At 67.7% G+C, this 19584-nt stretch carries 23 protein-coding genes; 2 read left to right on the plus strand and 21 right to left on the minus strand.

Annotated elements, in window-relative coordinates; genetic code table 11:
• Positions 1-155: 155 nt before the first annotated feature.
• The 11 genes from JNM03_RS05020 to JNM03_RS05070 all read right to left on the minus strand — a co-directional run bounded on the left by JNM03_RS05020 (position 156) and on the right by JNM03_RS05070 (position 9206).
• The gene (locus JNM03_RS05020; RefSeq protein ID WP_294034914.1) at positions 156-1274 is read right to left on the minus strand and encodes an OmpA family protein; all 1119 of its coding nucleotides are present in this window, start codon (positions 1272-1274) and stop codon (positions 156-158) included.
• 130 nt (positions 1275-1404) lie between these two features.
• Positions 1405-1854: a DUF2793 domain-containing protein gene (locus JNM03_RS05025; protein ID WP_294034916.1), complete on the minus strand. Its 450-nt coding sequence runs from the start codon at positions 1852-1854 to the stop codon at positions 1405-1407.
• Between the two features lie 12 nt (positions 1855-1866).
• On the minus strand, positions 1867-2067 hold the full coding sequence (locus JNM03_RS05030; protein ID WP_294034918.1) for a hypothetical protein: 201 nt from the start codon (positions 2065-2067) through the stop codon (positions 1867-1869).
• Positions 2054-4159 carry a phage tail protein gene (locus tag JNM03_RS05035; RefSeq protein ID WP_294034920.1) on the minus strand — a complete coding sequence of 702 codons (2106 nt, stop codon included), beginning with the start codon at positions 4157-4159 and terminating at the stop codon, positions 2054-2056. The genes JNM03_RS05030 and JNM03_RS05035 overlap by 14 nt, the downstream gene beginning before the upstream one ends.
• A gap of 9 nt (positions 4160-4168) precedes the next feature.
• Positions 4169-4579 carry a peptidoglycan endopeptidase gene (locus JNM03_RS05040; protein WP_294034922.1) on the minus strand — a complete coding sequence of 137 codons (411 nt, stop codon included), beginning with the start codon at positions 4577-4579 and terminating at the stop codon, positions 4169-4171.
• On the minus strand, positions 4572-5411 hold the full coding sequence (locus tag JNM03_RS05045; protein WP_294034924.1) for a DUF2163 domain-containing protein: 840 nt from the start codon (positions 5409-5411) through the stop codon (positions 4572-4574). The genes JNM03_RS05040 and JNM03_RS05045 overlap by 8 nt, the downstream gene beginning before the upstream one ends.
• Positions 5405-7723, minus strand: a complete 2319-nt coding sequence (locus tag JNM03_RS05050) for a DUF2460 domain-containing protein (RefSeq protein ID WP_294034926.1) — start codon at positions 7721-7723, stop codon at positions 5405-5407. The genes JNM03_RS05045 and JNM03_RS05050 overlap by 7 nt, the downstream gene beginning before the upstream one ends.
• Entirely contained in the window at positions 7723-8307 is a 585-nt protein-coding gene (locus JNM03_RS05055; protein ID WP_294034928.1) for a tail tape measure protein, read from the minus strand. Before JNM03_RS05055 ends, JNM03_RS05050 begins: the two co-directional genes overlap by 1 nt.
• Positions 8297-8488 carry a phage tail assembly chaperone gene (locus JNM03_RS05060; RefSeq protein WP_294034930.1) on the minus strand — a complete coding sequence of 64 codons (192 nt, stop codon included), beginning with the start codon at positions 8486-8488 and terminating at the stop codon, positions 8297-8299. Before JNM03_RS05060 ends, JNM03_RS05055 begins: the two co-directional genes overlap by 11 nt.
• A complete protein-coding gene (locus JNM03_RS05065; protein ID WP_294034932.1) occupies positions 8485-8802 on the minus strand; it encodes a gene transfer agent family protein in 318 nt (105 codons plus the stop codon). Before JNM03_RS05065 ends, JNM03_RS05060 begins: the two co-directional genes overlap by 4 nt.
• The gene (locus JNM03_RS05070; RefSeq protein ID WP_294034933.1) at positions 8799-9206 is read right to left on the minus strand and encodes a phage major tail protein, TP901-1 family; all 408 of its coding nucleotides are present in this window, start codon (positions 9204-9206) and stop codon (positions 8799-8801) included. The genes JNM03_RS05065 and JNM03_RS05070 overlap by 4 nt, the downstream gene beginning before the upstream one ends.
• Positions 9207-9257: 51 nt before the next feature.
• Here JNM03_RS05070 and JNM03_RS05075 point away from each other — a divergent pair, with 51 nt between their 5' ends.
• A complete protein-coding gene (locus JNM03_RS05075) occupies positions 9258-9593 on the plus strand; it encodes a hypothetical protein (RefSeq protein ID WP_294034934.1) in 336 nt (111 codons plus the stop codon).
• 13 nt (positions 9594-9606) lie between these two features.
• On the opposite strand, the gene JNM03_RS05080 is transcribed toward JNM03_RS05075, so the two are convergent.
• From JNM03_RS05080 to JNM03_RS05125, 10 genes are all read right to left on the minus strand, one after another.
• A complete protein-coding gene (locus JNM03_RS05080; RefSeq protein ID WP_294034936.1) occupies positions 9607-10002 on the minus strand; it encodes a DUF3168 domain-containing protein in 396 nt (131 codons plus the stop codon).
• On the minus strand, positions 9999-10514 hold the full coding sequence (locus tag JNM03_RS05085; protein ID WP_294034938.1) for a hypothetical protein: 516 nt from the start codon (positions 10512-10514) through the stop codon (positions 9999-10001). Before JNM03_RS05085 ends, JNM03_RS05080 begins: the two co-directional genes overlap by 4 nt.
• 164 nt (positions 10515-10678) lie before the next feature.
• On the minus strand, positions 10679-11818 hold the full coding sequence (locus JNM03_RS05090) for a phage major capsid protein (RefSeq protein WP_294034940.1): 1140 nt from the start codon (positions 11816-11818) through the stop codon (positions 10679-10681).
• A 110-nt stretch (positions 11819-11928) separates the two neighbouring features.
• On the minus strand, positions 11929-12357 hold the full coding sequence (locus JNM03_RS05095; RefSeq protein WP_294034942.1) for an HK97 family phage prohead protease: 429 nt from the start codon (positions 12355-12357) through the stop codon (positions 11929-11931).
• Entirely contained in the window at positions 12354-12662 is a 309-nt protein-coding gene (locus JNM03_RS05100) for a DUF6127 family protein (protein WP_294034943.1), read from the minus strand. Before JNM03_RS05100 ends, JNM03_RS05095 begins: the two co-directional genes overlap by 4 nt.
• 114 nt (positions 12663-12776) lie before the next feature.
• Entirely contained in the window at positions 12777-13883 is a 1107-nt protein-coding gene (locus JNM03_RS05105; protein WP_294034945.1) for a phage portal protein, read from the minus strand.
• A gap of 107 nt (positions 13884-13990) precedes the next feature.
• Positions 13991-14227 carry a hypothetical protein gene (locus tag JNM03_RS05110; protein ID WP_294034947.1) on the minus strand — a complete coding sequence of 79 codons (237 nt, stop codon included), beginning with the start codon at positions 14225-14227 and terminating at the stop codon, positions 13991-13993.
• A gap of 73 nt (positions 14228-14300) precedes the next feature.
• On the minus strand, positions 14301-15554 hold the full coding sequence (locus tag JNM03_RS05115) for a terminase family protein (RefSeq protein ID WP_294035334.1): 1254 nt from the start codon (positions 15552-15554) through the stop codon (positions 14301-14303).
• A gap of 84 nt (positions 15555-15638) precedes the next feature.
• A complete protein-coding gene (locus JNM03_RS05120) occupies positions 15639-16112 on the minus strand; it encodes a hypothetical protein (RefSeq protein WP_294034948.1) in 474 nt (157 codons plus the stop codon).
• A 469-nt stretch (positions 16113-16581) separates the two neighbouring features.
• Positions 16582-17181, minus strand: coding sequence for a PEPxxWA-CTERM sorting domain-containing protein (locus tag JNM03_RS05125; RefSeq protein ID WP_294034949.1), 600 nt, complete (start codon positions 17179-17181; stop codon positions 16582-16584).
• A 255-nt stretch (positions 17182-17436) separates the two neighbouring features.
• Here JNM03_RS05125 and JNM03_RS05130 point away from each other — a divergent pair, with 255 nt between their 5' ends.
• Positions 17437-19569: a S9 family peptidase gene (locus tag JNM03_RS05130; RefSeq protein WP_294035336.1), complete on the plus strand. Its 2133-nt coding sequence runs from the start codon at positions 17437-17439 to the stop codon at positions 19567-19569.
• The last annotated feature ends 15 nt before the right edge of the window (positions 19570-19584 follow it).

The raw sequence follows: 19584 nt of genomic DNA on the forward strand, positions 1-19584 counted from the left end.
CGGGAAGCTCCCTCCTGCTTTGTTATGGTATAACATTTTAGAGCGAGAGCAAACGAAATGTGCAATGTGGTTTCGACGAACCTCGGAACATAAAGAAAGGGCGGCACCTTGCGGTACCGCCCTCCTTGTTTCGAACCCGAACCGGGCTGGAAATCTTAGTTGCCCGAACCCGGACCGTACTTGATTTCCACGCGGCGGTTCTGGTCGTTGCGGACGCCGTCGGCGGTCGCAACGGCCGGACGCGATTCGCCGAACGCTTCGGCCGAGATCGAGCCGTCCGAGATACCACGTGCGGTCAGATAGCTGCGAACCGCCGTGTTGCGGCGTTCCGACAGACCGACGTTGTACTTGGCCGAACCCGAGCGGTCGGCGTGACCGGCGAGCCAAACCTGCGTACCCGAGCAGCCGCGGTTGTAGGCGCTGATCGCGTTGTCGAGCGTCGACGCTGCTTCCGGCGTGATGTTCGACTGATCCCAGTCGAAGTACACGATGTACGGACCAGGCTCGCAAACGGCCGGCGGCGGCGGCGGCGGCGGGGGAGGCGGCGGCGGGGGAGGCGGCGGCGGCGGCGGCGGGGCCGGCGCGACCGGCTCCGGTGCACCACCGAAGTTGTAGGTCAGCGTACCGAGGATCGAGTGCGACCGGAAGCGCGTCGAAACGTCGCGGCCAAGCTGATCGACGAGGTCGAGGTTGCTGGCGTTGAAGAAACGATACTTCAGACCGACGTCCCAGTTCTTGCTGATCGGAGCGCGAACGCCCGCAATCGCCTGCCAGGCGAAACCGGTATCCGAATCGTCCAGGAACGAACCGGCATAGACGGGTTCGACCGACACGCGGGCCACACCGGCACCGCCGCCGACGAAGCCCTGCAGGCCATCATCGTCACCGAAGTCGAGCAAACCGTTGACCATGAAGCTGAGTGCGTTCGAGTCACCGTTCAGGTCGACGGCGCCCGTACGGAGCGCACCCGAACCATTGGCATTCTGCGGAATGCCGGGGGTCGTGAAGGTGCCCGACGTGATGTCGGCTTCGCGATAGCCGACTTCGACTTCCGCACGGAAACCACCGAAGTCGTATCCGACGGTGCCTTCGAAATCATACCCCTTGCGGTGGTCGATCGAACCGGCGTCCTTGACAGTGCCGATGTCGAGATCAAGATCTTCGACGATCATCACGCCACCACCAACTCCAACATACCAGGAGTTGTCGCGCGCCAGAGCCGGCGACGCCAGGGCAGTGGAGGCCAACGCCATAGCGACGGCAAGCTTCCTCATAGTAGATTCCCCTTTCAATTGAGATTCACGTCTCGTCAGACGTCCTACCCGTGCCTTTGGTTCCGTGCAAGCTAACAAATCGTGAATCTGTTGCCAAAAAGCCGCACTTGCGGTGCGAAGAGAGGCAAAATCACCCTGAAATCAGAATGCCCTGCGCGTCGAGGAGCAGAATCAGCGCCGCGATGGCGGAGCGGGCTTCGGAATCGATTATGGCCCCTCCGACGGGGCTCGAGATCACGCCGGGAACGACCCAAGCTCCCGACCGAAAACGCAGCTCCGTTCCATCGGACAAACAGCCGAGGCGCATGCCTTCCCGTGGTGCAGCAAAACGCCATCCCCCGTCGCTCCATATCGCCAGTTTGTCATCCTGTCCGGACCACGCGCCGCTCGCCCCGGCGCCGACCAGCCAGCATTGTCCCGGCTCGGGTGCTACCGGTGGCGTGGCAATCGGTCCCTCCTCGACCGAAGCCTGCACCAGCGCATCGAGCATGGTCAGCGCTTCATTGTGCGTCACCTCCTTCTGCGCCTGCGCCACCGCGAGCAGCGGCAGAGCAAAGCGCGGGGTATGCATCTCGGTCATCGGTCTTCTCCCTTATGGCAGTGGCAGCAAAAGCGGCGGCGACAGCGCAAAGTCGCCGATCTGCCGGATAGCGATCGAATGGCCTGCTGCCAGCGCCGCGAGCACCGGTGCCGTAATCGGCAAGTTGGCGGTGGTCGTTTCCCACGATCCGATATCGGAAACTGGCGGAACAAGTTCGATGCGCCAGGCCTCGCGGCTTTCACCCAGCGGCACATCGACGCCGTCGCGCCAGCCCGTGTCCGCCCGCGTCCGCCGAACCCACTCGGCAACGATGCCGCCCGCCCCATCGGCCCGCAGCAGTCCGTGGACCGGCGCCAGCGGCTGCAGCGCTCGACCCACAACGCCGATCGCGCCAGCCCGTGTCCGCCCGCGTCTGCCGAACCCACTCGGCAACGATGCCGCCCGCCCCATCGGCCCGCAGCAGTCCGTGGACCGGCGCCAGCGGCTGCAGCGCTCGACCCACAACGCCGATCGCGACATCCTGCACATCGGTATCGCGGCGCGACGCCCATTGCAGGTCCGCACCCCCTCCTTCGGCGAGGCGGGCGAGCATGTCCGGAACCGGTACGATCGCCGCATCCTCGATCATCGCAAAGGGCGCCCCGCCGATGTGCGCCGCCACGTCGGTCCCGCCACGCCCGCGAAGCAGGCGCGACAAACGCCAGCGTCCCGGCGCAAGCAACTCGGCCACCCCGAACTGGATCATCTCGCTGCCGATCATGGCGCGATTGGCACCGCCCAGAATCGCACTGTCGTCACGGGATTCCAGAAGCATGGACGGATTGATCAGCTCGACGATCGCCGCGTTCGCCATATCGAAGAGATCGCCACTTCCCGCAGCAATCGGCGTCGCCAGCGTACCAAGCGCAAGGGCCGGACGCGCAAAGCCGATCGCAACGGGCTCGGCTTCGGGGGCCGGCCGGATCCACAGGTCCGCGCCGCGCCAGCCGTCGTTGCTCCCCGCGACAGCGACGAGCAGGCGCGGCGCCGTCGCGGCGACCGCGTCAAGCCCCGGAACATCGAACAGCGCGACCATAGCTTCGGCGTCGGGCCAATCGGGGGCCGTGACCGGAAGCCCGGCATCGGCCCCTACCAGCCCCGCCGTAACGGGTTGAAAACGGCGCAGTTCGATCGAATGCGCGGCATCGCGAACGGTCCGCGACGCAAGCCGCCAACGGCTCCCGTCGGCCAGCTCGACGATGCTGCCGACCGTCAGTGCAAGCGCAGCAAGGTCGGTGGCCCATACCGCCACCTCGCGCCCGTCGACAGCGGCGGCCGCAAGCGTCTGGGCCAGTGCCCGCGCCGAGCCTGCCGACAGCAGGGCCGGCAGATCGACCCGATCCTCGCGCACGCCGCCGCCCGCAACCCGTGCGGCCTGCTGTCCAAGCTGATAGTCACGCTCGGGCTCATAATGCCGCAACCGGATCGTCCCGGGCAAAGAAGACAGGGGCGAACGGCGCTGCTCGATCCGGTCGGACGCACCAAAACTCCGCCGTGCCTCCGCAAAACCGGCCAGCTCAACCACGTCTCCGCCGGCCGGCGCGAGCTGCCAGCCCCCCGGACCGCTAACCATCCGCACGCCGTCGGCGTCGAACAAGGGTTCCAGCGCGTCGCGCAGCCGGTCGCCCGATGCCGCATAGCCGCCAAAAGGCCAGCGCCCGACGCAGCGACCGCTTTCCCCAAGCAGGCCGTCGCCGATGAGCCCCGTATCGACACTGCCGGTGTCGGCTTCGATCTCGAATGTGAGCGAAGGGATACGATTTCCGAAACTTGCGAGCTCCAACTCCTCGAACACGGCATAGGCAAGGCCGCGAAACGCACACGCCGAAGCCATACCGACCGCCGCGGCGACCAGCGGGTCGACGAGCTGATCCTCGCTGCCGTCGTACCAGCGGAAGGTGCAGCGCTCGCTGAAGCTGCCGCTCGCCCCGCGCAGGAGATTGCCGTCGGCCCAGATGCGACGGACCGCGCGGATCGGCCGCGACGACAGGGCGATCGCCAGCGACACGCCATAGCTGAACTCGGTCGTCGACGGCCGCCCCTTGCCGCCCCCGCGCTTCGTCCGCCTCTCGATCAGGTCTGTTGCCCAGATGACGCTTCCCGCAACGCGCATCGTCCCGAACAGCTTGGGAATCTGCTGGCCATAGGTCGATGCCTGGACCTTCAGGTCGGCAAGCCGCGGCCCTTCGCGGCCCTTGGGCTTGAACAGTTCGGCATCGATCTGTTGCCCCGCATAGGCGCCGATCGCCGCGCCGACCGGACCGCCGACGATCCCGCCGACGACCGTAAGCACCAAAGTCGCCATTGCTTCCTCCTATGAAACCAGTCGCCAGCGCGCCGCCTCCAGCCATCGGGCGTCAAGCGGCGCCTCGACCACGCGGCGAAGCCCCGCATGGGCGTGGACGACGCGGCCGGGGGCCAGCAGCCCCAGGTGGAACTGCCCGGCCGCCAACGCGATCAGCGCCACATCGCCCATCCGCAGAGGATCTGCCGCAGCAACGAAACCTGCGCGTTCCAGCCCCGCAACGATCCGTTCGCCGCGCCAGCCGCGCAGCGGATAGCCTTCGGGCACCTCAAGGCTGCGTCCCGCGACGGCATAGGCCGCGGCGACCAGCCCGACGCAGTCAAGCCCGTGCGCCGCCGACCGCCCCTGCGCGCGGAAGCGCGCGCCCACCATCGCGCGCGCGGCAGCAAAGGCCCGCGCACCGGTATCCGCCTCATCCACCGGGGTAGCGCGTCAACAGGTCGTTGCCCGGCAGATGCGCCTCGCCGCGAAAATTGACCGCGTTGGCAAAACGGTCGCGGCACGTCGAAAGCTGTTTGTCGCAGCCCTCGACCAACCGCACCCGCAGCGGCAGCGCGGACAGTCGCGGCGGCATCTCCGCCAGCGTCAGCACGGCGCCGTCCTCGCTTACCACCGGGCTCGCCAGTCCGCACGCGGCTCCCTCCAGCCACACCAGTTCGCCGAACGCCATCGCCCCCGCCGCGACCGGACTGTCGAGCGTTACCGATCGTCCATCGACCGCGACCACGCGCCGTGCATGGGTCCGCGGCGCCAGGTCGACACGGCAGGCCGGATCGCCCAGCATCGCGCGACACGATGGCGACGTCGCCGGGCACACCGGCCGGTCGAGCATCCGCGCCACGCCTTGCAGTTCCGCCGCAAAGGCCGTCCCATGTCGCTCGACCGCGCCCAGCGATCCACGCGCCACCACGACCGGCGCGGCCTCGGGATCGGTCCAGTCTGTCACGAACAGCACCAGATCCGCTCCGTCCCAACGCCCGGCGTCCAGGTCCTCCGCCGCGATCGCATCGCTCGCGATCGCGCCTTCGATGTCCATCGTCTGGACGTCCAGGCTGTCGCTCGTCTCGATGGCCGATGGTTTCATTCCGGGCGCGGCGCGATAGGGCAGCCCGGCGATCACCAGATCGCGGTCGTGCGAAGTCAGCCCGATCGTCACGCCGTCGCGGCGCGTCAGGCGCCAGCACCAGGTCAGAGCGATCAACTCCCCGCGCAGCCAGTCCGGCGCCGCCGCCATCCCGCTCCACGTCACCATGGCGCCCGCACCTCGATCAGCGGGACGCCGGCCACATCGCCCGCGAGATAGGTCGCTCGGCTGACCTCCAGCCGGTCCTCGGCAAACCGCACCGGCACATCGAACAGAAAGCCCGCACGCACCGCCACGCCGACGTCGGGGATTGCATCCAGCAGGATCTCGCCATCCGCGGTCAGCGCAAAGGCTGCGGTCTCGATCCCGTCGACCGATACGCGCACACTCTCGGCGACCGGAAGCCGGATCGGCCGCACCTGCTCGTCTTCGCCGCTACCGTATCGCTTGACCAGCGCGAACTGCCGTCGGATCGCGTCGCCGATGCCCAGCCACTGATCCGTCGCCCCCGGCGGGCCATCGTCCACCGCCGAACTATGATCGAACGGATCGCGAAAGCGGAACGCGCGTGCGGCCCCACGGCGCGCGCGAAAAAAGTCGGCGAGCCGGCGCACGTCGGCTTCCGATCGTACTCCCGGCCCGGCGTCATAGCGCATCCGGGCGTCGGCCCATTCGCTCGCGCGCTGCTCGTGCCCTGACGGCGAGCTCACGATATGCGTCGAAAATTCGGTCGCGACCATGGCCTCGCGGCCGATCGCCAACGGAAAGTCCACCGCGTCAAAGGCTTGCACATCATCCTCCCCGTCAAAGGCGACGAACCCGTCGCGCGCCACCTGCGGCAGCGCCCACACGAAAGTCCGCGCCACCTCGCGCCGCGCCGCATCGGCGGCATCGGCGATCGCGACCCATTGCGCCCGATCCTCGCGGCGCAGCACAAAGCCCGAGAAATATTGTTGCTCCTCAACCGGATAGCCCAGCCGGGATGCCATCAGGCTGCGGGCACCGGCGGTCTCGCCCCCGCGGCCGCTGGTGACCCAGTCATAATCCTCGATCTGCAGTACATCGAACGCGGGCGCCGACCATCCCGGCGGCACGTTGGCGCGGCGCAACTCGGGCGCCGCCGCGTCGAGCACCGTCGGCAGGAACACCAACAGGTGGCTCGTCAATCCGTGTATGCCCGCCTCGTCGCGCGCGGCCGCCACCAGCGCCGCGGTCGAGGCGGCAAGCAAGACTCCCAGCGCGTCGAGCATTCCCCGCTGCGGCGCGGCCAACGCGCCGCACACATCGCCGATCGGCACGCTCGCGGCGCCCAGTGCCGCGGTCGCCGCCGCGTCATAAGCACAGATACGCCCGCCGGCGGCAACCCACCACCATGGCTCGCCGACCTGGAATTTCGGTACCAGCCCCGCCGCAATCCCGATCGCGACAAAGCTTCGAGCGACCAGCTGCAAATATCCCATAGCCACCGTATTGGCGGGCGACAGCAGCGTCGATGGCGGCACCCATCCGGTGAGTGCCGGCGCGCCGTCCGCCGAACGCTGCTTCCAGTCGTTCCAGCAATAGGCATCGAAAATCTCATAGGACAGCGACCAGATCAGCCCCAGCCCGGCCGCCTTGCAGGTCGCGGCGAAATCGGCGTGCCAGGCCGTGCAGGGCGCGTTGAGCACCCCGCCCGCCAGGCTCGCGTAGAAGCCGCCGCCCAGCGCCTCGAGCCGCAGATAATGGCTCATCCCGACATAATGAACGACATCGCCGCGATATCCCAGATGGACGATCTGCCGCACCACCCGCGCCGGGGTCAGATGATAGCTGTCGTCATAGCCGCCCGCGATCCCCAGCCCATGCTCGGGCAGCACGGCGTCCCCGATCGCCAGCACCGACCCCGAACCCGAACTGACGATCGCGCTCATTTCGGCCCAGCCCTCGACGGGCGCCCCCAACACCGCTTCGCCGCCATCATAATCGGGCGGCACCAGCGAGATGAACATCCGGTCGATGTCGCCTGCCCACACCCGGTCGGCCTCGGCGGGAAGCAGAAAGCCGCCATCGAGCGCATCGAAATCGAGGCGGACGACCGCATCCTCGGCCCCGCCCTCGGCATAGTTCCACAGCCGGACGAACCAGGCGCGCGGGTGGCCCTCGGCATCGCGCCCCTCGATCGTCAGCGTCGGTCCGTGCAGCGCGTCGAGCGGCTTCAACCCGCCCGAGCGCCACCGAAACGCCAGTTGCGTATGACGAAAATCGCGGTTCGTCGCATAGGCGAGCAGCGGGTGGTCCCAGCGATCCTCGGCCTCCCAGATCAGCCCCGCCAGATCCTGTCGGTTGTAAAGGACCGCATCGACCCGCAACGCCTGCGGCCCGGCGGTCACCACGCTCGCCATCATCGGACGCGCGAAATCGACGGTCCAGAACCGCGGGTCGAAACGTTTGATCCAGTCCTTGCGATGATGCGGCTCGGCCGCGACGAGCGCCCAGCCCATCAATCGTCCGCCGCCGTCATCGCGCGGCGCACCGCGCGTGCAAGCTGGCGCCCCGTCTGCGCGAGCCGCTGCGGCTCGCTTCCCGTCTGGCCTTGCACGTTCACCGTGATCGCGATGGCACGCATCGCGCCGCCCGCCGTCTCGATGCGGCCACTCGCGGTCGGCACGAACAATTCGGGTCCGCGCTCACCGACACGATAGGCGCGCCCCGCGCTGACCGGCCCGCCCGTAGCCCGCCCGGGCGCCCCGAACAGCGCCATCGCGATCGAGGTACCAAGCGACACGAGACCGCCCGCGCCGCTTCCGCCGCCCGATTGCCCGCCACCCAGCGACGCGATGCCGTTCGCGATCGCCGCGCGCGCTATCTCGTTCATCACCGACAGCGCGAGCCGTTTCAGATCCTCGAAACCCAGCTTGCCGGTCATGATCGCCCGCGTCAGCGACCGCTCGATCGCCCGTCCCGCCGCGTCGGCCCCGGCGCCCAGCGACCCTTCCAGCTCGCCGCGCAGCGCCGCAATCTCGCTTCGGAACGCGCCGGTATCGGCACGCACCGTAACGACCATCTCATCCAGATCATCCGTCATCGGGCAATCGCTCCATCATCGCGGCGAGCGCGGCGCCATCGACCCCCGCGTCCGCCTCTTCGCACCATCCCCCAAGCACCGCCGCGACATCGGCCGGCGTCGCCGCCCAGAACCGATCCGGCGACCAGCCCGCCAAACGGGCCATCAAGCCAAGAAGCCGCAGCGCCGCCTCGCCGATCATCGCCGTCCCTGCAAAATCTGCCCCAGCAGCACGCGCAGCGCCGGGGTCGCTGCTGCCAGCCCGCCCTTCACCAGCGCCTCACCGATCGCCTCGCGCGTCAGCGCCGCGGGGCGACCCTGCACGCAATGCCAGAACAGCGCCGCCATCTCGCCGAGCGCCAGCCGCCCGTCGGCGGCGCGCTCGACCAATGCGAACAGCGGCCCCAGTTCGTCCTCGGCCGCAACCAACGCCGCGAAACTGGGGCGCAGCACATGGACCGCATCGCCGACGCATAGCTCGGCCTCGCCGCGCAAGGCGTTCGCTGCCCCGCTCACAGGCTCGCCACCGCGCCGCTCGATTCCAGGTTCAGCGTATAATTGCGCTCGCCGTTGTAATCGCCCGCATAGTCGAGCCGGGTGACCAGAAATCGGCCTCGCAGCCGCTCGCCACTTTCGAAACTCAGCTCATAATCGTCGATCGTGCCCGCCAGCGCATGGCCGCGCAGCCGCGTCTCGGCGGCCGACCCCGTGAAGATCCCGGCCGCGCTCACCGAAACCGATCGGACCCCGGCGCCCGACAGCAGTTCGCGCCAGCCGCCCGAATCCTTGGTCGTCACATTCACTATTTCGCCATTCACCGACATCTGCGTCGTACGCAGGCCGGCAACTGTCGCGAACGTGGGCGGGACTGCCCCATTACCGATCTTTAATAGAAAAGCGCTCCCATTTTCGATTGCCATCGTCTAATCTCCTCAACATAAAAAATGCTCTGCAAATCGGGGAGTCGCAGAATGCTGATTTTAAGTCTGGCTCTGGCTGCCGCGGCGCCGTCAACGGCCGGTAATGTCGACACGACACGCGCCGCCTTCACCAAATGCCTTCGCGAACACATGAAAAAGTCGCTCGAGGCCAAGATGGCCGAGGCCGAATATGAAATGTCGCTGAAAGCGGCCTGCGATACCGAGCGCGGGGCTTTCCGTACGGCGGTAACCGCGGCCAATCGCGCGGCGGGCGATTCCGCCGCCGATGCCGCCGACAATGCCGACATGCAGGTCGAGGATTATCACGCGAACTTCACCGACAAGTTCCGCGACTATTCGTCGACCAACACCATGCCCGGCGACTGACGCCGGCGCGGGTTCAATCCGCCGCAAGGCACCGGCAACGCAGCAGCACGTCCAGACGCCACCCGCCTTCGCGCGGGTGGATCAGGCGCGTCCGGATCGTCCGCACCGCCGCGACCGTCCATTCCGCGGCCGGCCCGCGCAGACCTTCCGCCGCCGCTTCCAGCCGTGCGGCCGCGCGGCCATCCGCGCTGCTTCCCACACCGTGCAAGGTCAGTGTCAGCCGCACCTCGCGGCCCGCGCGATCCTTGGTGCCCCAATCGCTGCCCTCGGCGGCGCCGACCGAAACATAGGGGGCGGTCGCACGCGGCGGCGTTCCGTCGAAGACCCCGTTGATCAGCGTCGCCAGCTCGGCATCGCCGCCCAACTCGGCGATCGCCCTGGCGCGCACGGCGCTCTCGGCGCCCGTCATCGCGCGCCGCCGATCGTCATGCGGCGCCACGGCTGCCACAGCGCCGCGACCATGGCCGGCGGCGCCTCCCCCGATCCGTCGCGTGCTTCGTACAGGTGCTGGACCATCCGCAGGATTCCGTGGCGTATCGCCTCGGGTACGCCGGCCGCATCGGCCGCCAGCCCCGCACGATAGGCGATGCGCAGTTGCGTGCCCACGCTCGCGCCCGTGACGGTAATCGACGCCGCGCCATCGACGATCGCAACGCGATAATCGTCTGCTTCCAGCGGCGCTTCGTCGCCGCCCGCCGCGATCCGCGCAACGGCATCCACCCCCACCACCGGCACCACAACCAGCCGCGCCGCCGCGCCGCGCAGCGGCACGACCTCGCTACCTTCGCGGATGATCAGCCACTGCCCGATGAAGGCTTCGCAGATATTGGTCGCCGCCGCGATCAGCCGCTCGATCGCCGCATCCTCTTCCACCGCGCCAAGCCGCATCCACGCGCGCGCGTCTTCCAGGCTCACCGGCATGGCAAACCGTCCTTTCCTGTCCTGACAATCCCAAAAGGCCCCGGTCCATGGGGGCGGCCATCGGCGCCCGGTTTCGTTCCGTATGGGAAAGGTCCGAAACCGGGCGCCTCTCGCGCGCCTACGCGGACCGCGGCGTTCTCACCCGACAAACGCCGCAGGCGGCCTCAGCTGGCGGCGAACTTCATCAGCTTGATCGCCTGCGAATCGATGATCGCGCCGCCGACCCTCTTGGTGGCATAGAAATGCACGAAGGGCTTGTTGCTGAACGGATCGCGAAGGATGCGCGTCTCGCCCCGGTCGGCCACCAGATAGCCGGCGCGAAAGTTGCCGAACGCGATCGACAGGCTGTTCGCCGCGATATCGGGCATGTCCTCCGCCTCGACCACCGGATAACCCAGCAAGGTCGCCGCCTGCCCCTCGACCATTCCCGGCTGCCACAGGAAGGCGCCATCGGTCGTCTTGAACTTGCGGATGCGGCTGAGCGTGTCCGAATTCATCACCCAGCACGCGCCCTGCCGATACGGGGCCTTCAGCGAATGGACCAGCTCGACCAGCTTGTCCTGCGGGGTGGACGCCGCGAACGCGCCCGCCGCACCCGACGCCAGATATTGCAGCGTCCCGAATGCCCGCACGCTGTCGATCTCGTTCGTGGTCGCATAGGTCAGAAAGCCTTTCGGCCGGTTCGTCCCGTTGCCGTTCACGAACGCGCTGCCTTCGGCCACTGCGAACTCGCGGCCAAGCTGGTCGGCCAGCCAGTCCTCGATGTTGAACATCGCATCGTCGAGCATCGCCTGGCTCGCCGCGGGATTGGCATAGAGCTCGCCCGAGGGCGGCGCGATTTCGGCAAAGGCGCGCGCCGCCGTCTCCGGCCGCGCCGCCGTCTCGCCGACCCATCCCGCCCCCATCGACCCCGTCGCGACCAGCTTGCGATATCCGCTCGTTCCCGTCTGCACGACGGTCGCGATGCCGCGGATCGGCGACAGGCCTTTCAGCGTCGCCGCGATGCTGCCGTCGATCTCGCGCGGCACGGCATAGCCGCCTTCGCCGCCCGACGCGCCCGACAGGCTCTTCATTTCCACGCCCGCATCGATCCCGCACCGCAAATAGCGCTCGACAAAGGCACCCAGCGCCGGATCGGCCGCCTTCGCCCCGTCGAGCGGCAGCCGCGACGCCGCCACCGCCTGCGCGTCCACCTGCGCCTTCAGCGCCGCGACCGACGTCTTCAGCTCATCGACCGCCTCGGCCGCCAGCACCGCATCGAACGCCCCATCGAGCGCATCCGCCTTCACTTCCATATCGTCCATTCCTTTCACTCCTTCCAAAGAGATCCTCCCCGCTTGCGGGGAGGGGGACCACCGAAGGTGGTGGAGGGGGCTTGCAGCCTCACACCGCGCCAGACCGAAAACCCCCTCCGTCATGCCTTCGGCATGCCACCTCCCCACAGGTGGGGAGGATCGGGTTGCTCCACCGCAATCACCCGCGCGAACGGCTGCATCGGCGCCGCCACCAGACTCACCTCGGCGAGGTCGAGCGCCACCAGCTCGCGCGGCCCCACCCCACGCGCCGCGCGCACCCGATAGCCAAAGCTCAACCCCGTCAGCGCGCCCGCGGCGACCAGCTTCGCCGCCACCGGATGCGTCACCCGCGCCACGACGCGCAGCCCGCGCGCATCCTCCGCCAATGTCTCGATCACGCCGATGCTCGCCCCCGGCCGGTGCTGCCACAGCAAGGGCACCGCGCGCCGCTCGGCCAAACTCGCCGCAAACGCCCCGCTGCGCACGACATCGCCACCGCGGTCGACGTGGTCGAACACCGACGCATAGCCCGCAAAGCGGACGCTCATTTGAGCAGCCCCGGCAATCCCAGCTTCACCGCTAACCCGACGACGATCAGCGCCAGCATGCCGCGCGTCGCCCAGTCGATTGCCGCCGCCCACACGCTCTTCTTCGCGTCGCGCCAGGCACCGAGCAGCTGGCGCAAATCGCTGACATCGTCGCGCGCCGCCTCGTCGGCGAGGCCCAGCCGCGCCAGCGCCCGCCGCGCTCCCAGCTCGCTGGCCTCCTCGACGACCGCGCGCAGCAAGGCCGCGTCAGGCGCACTCGTCCCCGCCAGCGCGATCAACCGCGCCAGCGCCTCTTCCTCATCCATGCTAATTTCCTTTCGTCATCCCGGACTCGTCACCCCGGACCTGATCCGGGGCCCGGGATCCACAGCCGCGCCGAAGTCATGGACCCCGGATCAGGTCCGGGGTGACGAGGGTGGCTAACGCACCCCCAACAGCGCTTTCTTCTCGTCCGCGGTCAGCCAGTCCGCCGCCGACACCTCGCGCCACAGCGCCATCCGGTCCTCGGCCAGCGCCGGCACCCGGTCCAGGTCGACGCGCAGCTCCGCGCCATCGAACCACCCCGACAACCCCTGCGCCAACGCCCCCAGGATCTTCGCGCACAGCGGCAGCACGGTCAGCCGCCACAGCGCGCGATTGGCCTCGCGATAATTGGCATAGGTCGCGTCCCCTGGCAGCCCGAGCAGCATCGGCGGCACTCCGAACGCCATGGCGATCTCGCGCGCGCTCGAATCCTTCAGCGCCAGAAAATCCATTTCCGCCGGCGACAACGACAGCGCCTGCCACCGGAGCCCACCCTCCAGCAACAACGGCCGCCCGGCATTCGCCCCGCCCGCAAAGCTTTCCGCCAGTTCCTCGCGCAGCCGATCCACTTGTTCCGCCGACAAGGGCATCCCCTTGTCGCCCGGATCATGCACCAGCGCGCCCGACGGCCGCGCCGCATTGTCGAGCAGCGCCGCGTTCCACTTCGCCGCCGCATTATGCGCCGAAATCGCACCGGACGCCGCGCCCAGGCACCCCGCGCCATAATGATCGTCCAATGGATGCAGCGCCTTCACATGCACGACGGCGACACGCCCCGCGCCATCCTCGGCCGCCAGCACCGCCGCCGACCCGCCAGCTTTATAGCGATACGCCACCGGCCACCCGCGCGCATCGGCCTCGACCGTCACCCGCTCGGGCCGGAGGGCAAACAGTTCGGCCGGCGCGCCCGCGCCGTCGGTCAAAATCTGCACATAGCCATTGCCGTGCAACAGCAACTGCGACGCGAGCGTCTCGACCAGCCCCTGCCCGCCCGACATCGCCGCGACCAGCGCGCCAAGCGCGGGGTCGCTCGCCACCAGTGGCGCCGACCCGGCAGCCTCGGCCACCAGCCGCACCGCCCGCTGGACGATCGCATTGCCCAGATACCCCTCGCGCACCTGCGCCTCCCAGCTCATCGGCGCAGGCGCCGACCAGCTCCCATACACACGCGACAAAGCGGGCCGCGCAGCACCCTGCGCGGCCTTGCGGCCAAACCAGTTCATGATGATCTCCTCACGCTGCGCGTAACGTCGCAACCCAAACCGACGTCACCCCGGGCTCGACCCGGGGCCTGCCTATTCTACTCTTTCGTCATCCCGGATTACGCACGTCATCTGCTGGCCGGTTGACCCCGAGACCGCTTCGACATTGCATAATCTCGAATCCGGGACGCAAGAACCACAACAAGACCAACGCCGATGATGGCCGTCACGACATCGTAGCCGAACCATTTTTCAATCCCGCGCCCCGCTATAAGCGCCAAGCAAATCAGCGTCAGCTCTTCCCGCCATTTCATCGATTTGGCTCCGTCAATTGCAGTCAGATGATGATCCCATTCGTCATTCACTTCAACGGACGAAATCTGCCAGCCACAATTAGGCCCGCGGAGCTCAGGCCGAATAGGCACGCTGCTCTAATATTCACACCACCCGCACCCCCGGCACCCGCCCCCTCTTCAGCCCCTCCAGCAAAGCCGCCAGCGCCCACACGCACGCATCCGCCCGGTCGGGCGAGCGCCCCGGCCCCGCATAGCCGCCGCCCACCTGCAACCCGCAAAGCTGGTCCTCCAGGTCCGCGAACGCCCCCGCGTGCACCACCTGTCCGCGCTCATAGGCGATCGCGACCGGCTCCGCGCGCCGTGCCTTGCCGACGCTCGCGCGCACCGGCACCACCGGCAGCGTGCAATCGGCCTGCCGCAGCGTGGCCTCGACCATGTCGCCCCCCATATTGCTCTCGGCGACGATCCGGTCGGCGTCCCAGCGCGCTGCCGCCGCGGCGACCGCCTGCGCCCACACGCCCGGCGGCGGCGTCTCGACGCTCGCATCCTCGACCACCGCCAGTCGCCCGTCGCGCAGCAAAGCCGCGGCAACGATTCCGCACGCATCGCCCTTCGCCGTCGCCGGCGGATCGACCCCGATGATCACGCGCACCGGCTTGCCGATGCTGTCGGCATCGATCCGGCACCGCTCGACCAGCCCGCGGCTCCACAGCGCGCCCTCAACATCCTCCAGCAATTCGCCGTCGAGTTCCTGCCGCCCCAGCCGTGTCCCGCCGTAACTCGCGACCATCGCCTCGACGAAGGTCGACGGCAGATAGGGATTGTCGTTCGTCCCGCCGCGCGTTTCGGCAAACCCCGGCAGCGCCATGATCCGCCGCATCAGCGCGGTCGGACGCGGCGTCGTCGTCACCAGCACGCGCGGCGTCTCGCCCAGCCGCAGCCCCATCATCAGATTGTCCCACGCCGCATCGCCCTTCGGCCATTTCGCCAGCTCGTCGCACCACGCCACATGATGCTCGGGCCCGCGCAAATTCTCCGCCGCAGCCGCCGAATAGAGCGTCGCGACCGCGCCGCTTTCGAAATGCAGTTCGCGCCGCCCGCCGATCCAGCGTGGCGTCTCGTCCGAGCGCGCGACCGCCAGCAGGCCGCTCGGCCCCTCGATCATCACGCGCAGCCCGTCGGCGTCGTTCGCCGCAACCAGCGCGATCCGCGCGCCGGGCATCATGCGCGCCCATTCGCTGATCCATTCGGCCCCCGCGCGCGTCTTGCCGAATCCGCGCCCGGCGCGGATCATCCAGATGCGCCAGTCGCCCGGCGGCTCGCACTGGCCGGGCTGCGCCCAGCCCTGCCAACGCTCGACCAGTTCGCGGCGGTGCTTCTTCGACAAGTGGCGCATCAACAGCCCGAGTTGTCCAGGCCTCAATCCGGTCAATTGTTCCAGCACATCGCCGACAATGTCGCGTATCGCCTGCGCCATCGGTTACAATTGATCCCAGCCGCGTTGGCGGCGCAGGATTGCCAGACGCGTCAGAATGGCTTCGTCGGTCTCTTCCGACGTCGGCGCCCGTTCGCCACTACGCTTGCTCTGCGCCTTTCCATGGCGGACGGTCGCACGATAGCGTCCCAGCAGGTGGATCGCCTGCTCCATCGTCATCGGTTCGATCACCGGCGTCGCGGCGTCGGCCTTGTCCGCCTCTGCCTCCTCCGCACGCTTGCTGACCCGCGCAAGCGCCGCTTCGATCAGCCCGAGCTCCAGACGCTCATAGCCTGCCTCGATCGCTGCCTGCCACGCCGCCGCAAAATCGGCATCGCGCGCGCGCAACCGATAGATCATGCTCGTGGAAACGCCCGCCTGCCGCGCCGCGCGCGACATGTTGCAGCATTCGGCCAGTCGGGCGAGAAAATCGTCGATCTTTTCCTGCGGCACCTCATGCCCCGCCGGCTCGGCTATCATCAGCAGTTGCTCTCTTCCTGCCCTGATTATCTCCTTCATCCTCGCCCACCTCCAAGCGCAAAGGGCTGGAACACCCTCCCGCATCGGAAGGGCGCCGGCCCGAATCGCAATTCTTCATGATGGGATACTTGTGCCATAACAGCGTGACGATGTCAATATAAAATAACCTATATGGTTATCAGATTTGAAGAGCCGCACCGTCGTGGAGGAGGGAACCGATCTCCAGCGGCTTCCCCACCGGCCGCTCCTTTCGCTCTGTCGCGCTCGATATTCGAAGGGCCTTTGCGCGGCGCACAAAGGACAGGGAGACGGAATATGCCTATATCTCAAGGCGCTCCGGCGAAATCCGGAACGATGTCGGCGCGCGCGCCAAAGGCCGCCGAAAGAGTTTCGACCTCAAATCCGCAACAGATCGCCTCGGCCCTGATGCCGCTCGCGTTGATCCGGTCGGATTCGACCTGAAGAAAGGTCAGGCGAGGCGCAGCCGGGCGTCCTCACGGCGGCGAAACCGCATACCGGCGCCCGCGAAGCCAAAACCCGCCAACATCATGATCCATGTCGCCGGCTCCGGGACCGGCGACAGGACCGGCTGTCCGGTCGAATAGAGCCGGGCGTTGGACAATCCGTCGCGGTTCAGCACGAAGGAATCGAGCCCGCCCGCAAGATTGCCGGCATCGAACCGGAAAAAGGCCGTCGATTGATATCCGACGCCATTATCTTCTCCATTTGCCGCACCGACGTGGAAGGCCACGACCGTATCGCCATAAAGGGGACGGGCAAAATCGATCATATGGCCGCTGAGATCATCCAGATCCTCCAGCCAAACCAGAGGCCCCGCATTATTGGTGCCAAGCAGAAGATTGAGCGCCTCCAGCGCGTCGGCGCGTGCGGAGGGACTGCCGCTGTTCAAATTGCCCATATACCAGCCCGTACAGGCGGTGGCCGTCGGCGAGATATCGGACAGCGAACAATCGGTATCGCCCAGGCGCAGCGCGGCCTGTGCCGGCGCGGCGGCGAGCAGCCCGGTCACCAGCGCCGTGCCGATGGCAATTCTCTTGATGATCGTCATATTCCGCTCCCTGAAGGCTGGCATCGTTCGCCTTTTCGACTCCGCGAGTCCCCTCGGATGATCAGCGGCAACATTTACATCGCGTCCGGGACAGGTGCAAAATCCGTTAACCTCTTCCGCGAATGAAGCTGTATCATATCAGGACAATAGAGGATGGCGACCACTCGCTTGCCCGGTCCCTATCGCCACCGCTCGGTACAATTCCCCAAACGAAACTGGCGTGCTAGAAAGACGACAGGCCGCTGGGGGATTTTCATGTTTCTGCGCTTTACCGCTGTCGTCGTACTGTTCGCTTCTCCAGCCGCCGCGCAGGAAACCCCGGCGCCCGAACCCGCCGCGGCGTCCGCCGACGCCGCCCCTGCTTCCGCCTCCGCCATGGGCAGCGCCCGCAAGGCGGCGGAACGCCGCTTCACCGGCGCCGACCTGTTCGACCTGTCGATCGCCTCGGACCCGCAAATCAGCGCCGACGGTCGCCGCATTGCCTATGTCCGCCGTCAGAACGACATCATGACCGACCGCGCGGTCAGCAGCATCTGGCTGATCGACACGGCAACGGGAGAGGAAACCCCGCTCGGCGCCGCCGAGGGCGCGACCTTCTCGCCGCGCTGGTCGCCCGACGGCAAGCGCCTTGCCTATGTCTCTACCGCAGGCGGTTCGGCGCAGCTCTGGGTGCGCTGGATGAACGGCGGCGAGGCCGTGCGCCTCACCGGCCTGCCGACCTCGCCTTCCTCGCTGGAATGGTCGCCCGACGGCCGTTCGATCGCCTACACGATGCTCGTCAAGGACGACGGCCCGTCGTTCGGCTCCGCGCCGCGCAACAAGCCCGAGGGCGCCAAATGGGCCGATCCGCTGGAGGTCCACGACATGCTCGCCTACAAGGCGGATGGCGAAGGCATCGTCGAACCCGGCTTCGAAAAGATCTTCGTCATTCCGGCCAGCGGGGGATCGCCGCGCCAACTCACCTTCGGCCCCTATCACGACGGCGGCCCGCTCAGCTGGTCGCGCGATGGCCGCACGCTTTACTTCGGCGCCAACCGCAAACCCGACTGGGAAAAGGACCCGGTCGAAAGCGAAATCTACGCGCTCGACATCGCGGGCGGCCCGGTCACGGCGCTCACCGGCCGCAACGGCCCCGACGCGAACCCGATCGTTTCGCCCGACGGCGGCAAGATCGCTTATCTGGGTTTCGACGACAAGCTGCGCGCCTATGAAAACACCCAGCTTTACGTCATGAACCGCGACGGTTCGGGCCAGCGCAGCCTGACCGCGAACTGGGATTACAGCGTCGATGCGGTGCAATGGGCCGCCGACGGCAAGTCGCTCTATGCGCAATATGACGATCACGGCGAAACCTATGTCGCGCGCATCGGGCTCGACGGGTCGGTGCGCAAGGTCGCAAGCGGCCTGTCGGGCGGCGGGCTCGACCGCCCCTACACCGGCGGCAGCTTCTCCGTGTCGGACGGCGGCGCGATCGCCTTCACCGGCGGCACCGCCACCCGCCCCGCCGAGGTCCAGCTCGAACGGGCGGGATCGACCCGCATCCTCACCGACCTCAACCGGTCGCTGCGCGAGGTGAAATCGCTGGGCGAGGTGCGCAAGATCACCGTCGCCTCCAGCCACGACGGCAAGACGATCGAAGGCTGGCTGACGCTGCCGCCCGGCTATCGCGAGGGGCAGCGCGTGCCGCTGATCCTCGAAATCCACGGGGGGCCGTTCGCGGCCTATGGCGATCATTTCTCGACCGACAACCAGCTTTATGCCGCGGCGGGCTATGCGGTGCTGTCGTCGAACCCGCGCGGTTCGACCAGCTATGGCGCCGCCTTCGCGAACGAGATCGACAAGGCCTATCCGGGCAACGACTATTTCGACCTGATCAGCATCGTCGACCGCGCGGTCGAACTCGGCGTCGCCGATCCCGACGCGCTCTTCGTCACCGGCGGCTCGGGCGGCGGTGTGCTCACAAGCTGGATCGTCGGCAAGACCGACAAATTCAAGGCAGCGGTCGCACAAAAACCCGTGATCAACTGGACGACGCAGGCGCTCACCGCCGACGGCCCCGGCTTCTTCGGTCCCTATTGGCTCGGCGCCGAACCGTGGGAAAAGCCCGACCTCTTCTGGTCCCGCTCGCCGCTTTCGCTCGTCGGCAATGTGAAGACTCCGACGCTCGTCATCGTCGGCGCCGAGGATTATCGCACCCCGGTCAGCGAGTCCGAACAATATTATACCGCGCTGCGCCTGCGCGGGGTACCGACCGCGCTCATCAAGGTGCCCGGCGCCAGCCACGGCGGCATCGCCGCGCGCCCCTCGCAATCGGCCGCCAAGGCCTCGGCGATCCTCGCCTGGTTCGAGAAATACCGGAAAGGCTGGACCCCTCCGGCAGCGCCCTAGGGTCAGGACCCATTG

The organism is Sphingopyxis sp. (assembly GCF_016793825.1).
Classification (GTDB): Bacteria; Pseudomonadota; Alphaproteobacteria; order Sphingomonadales; family Sphingomonadaceae; genus Sphingopyxis.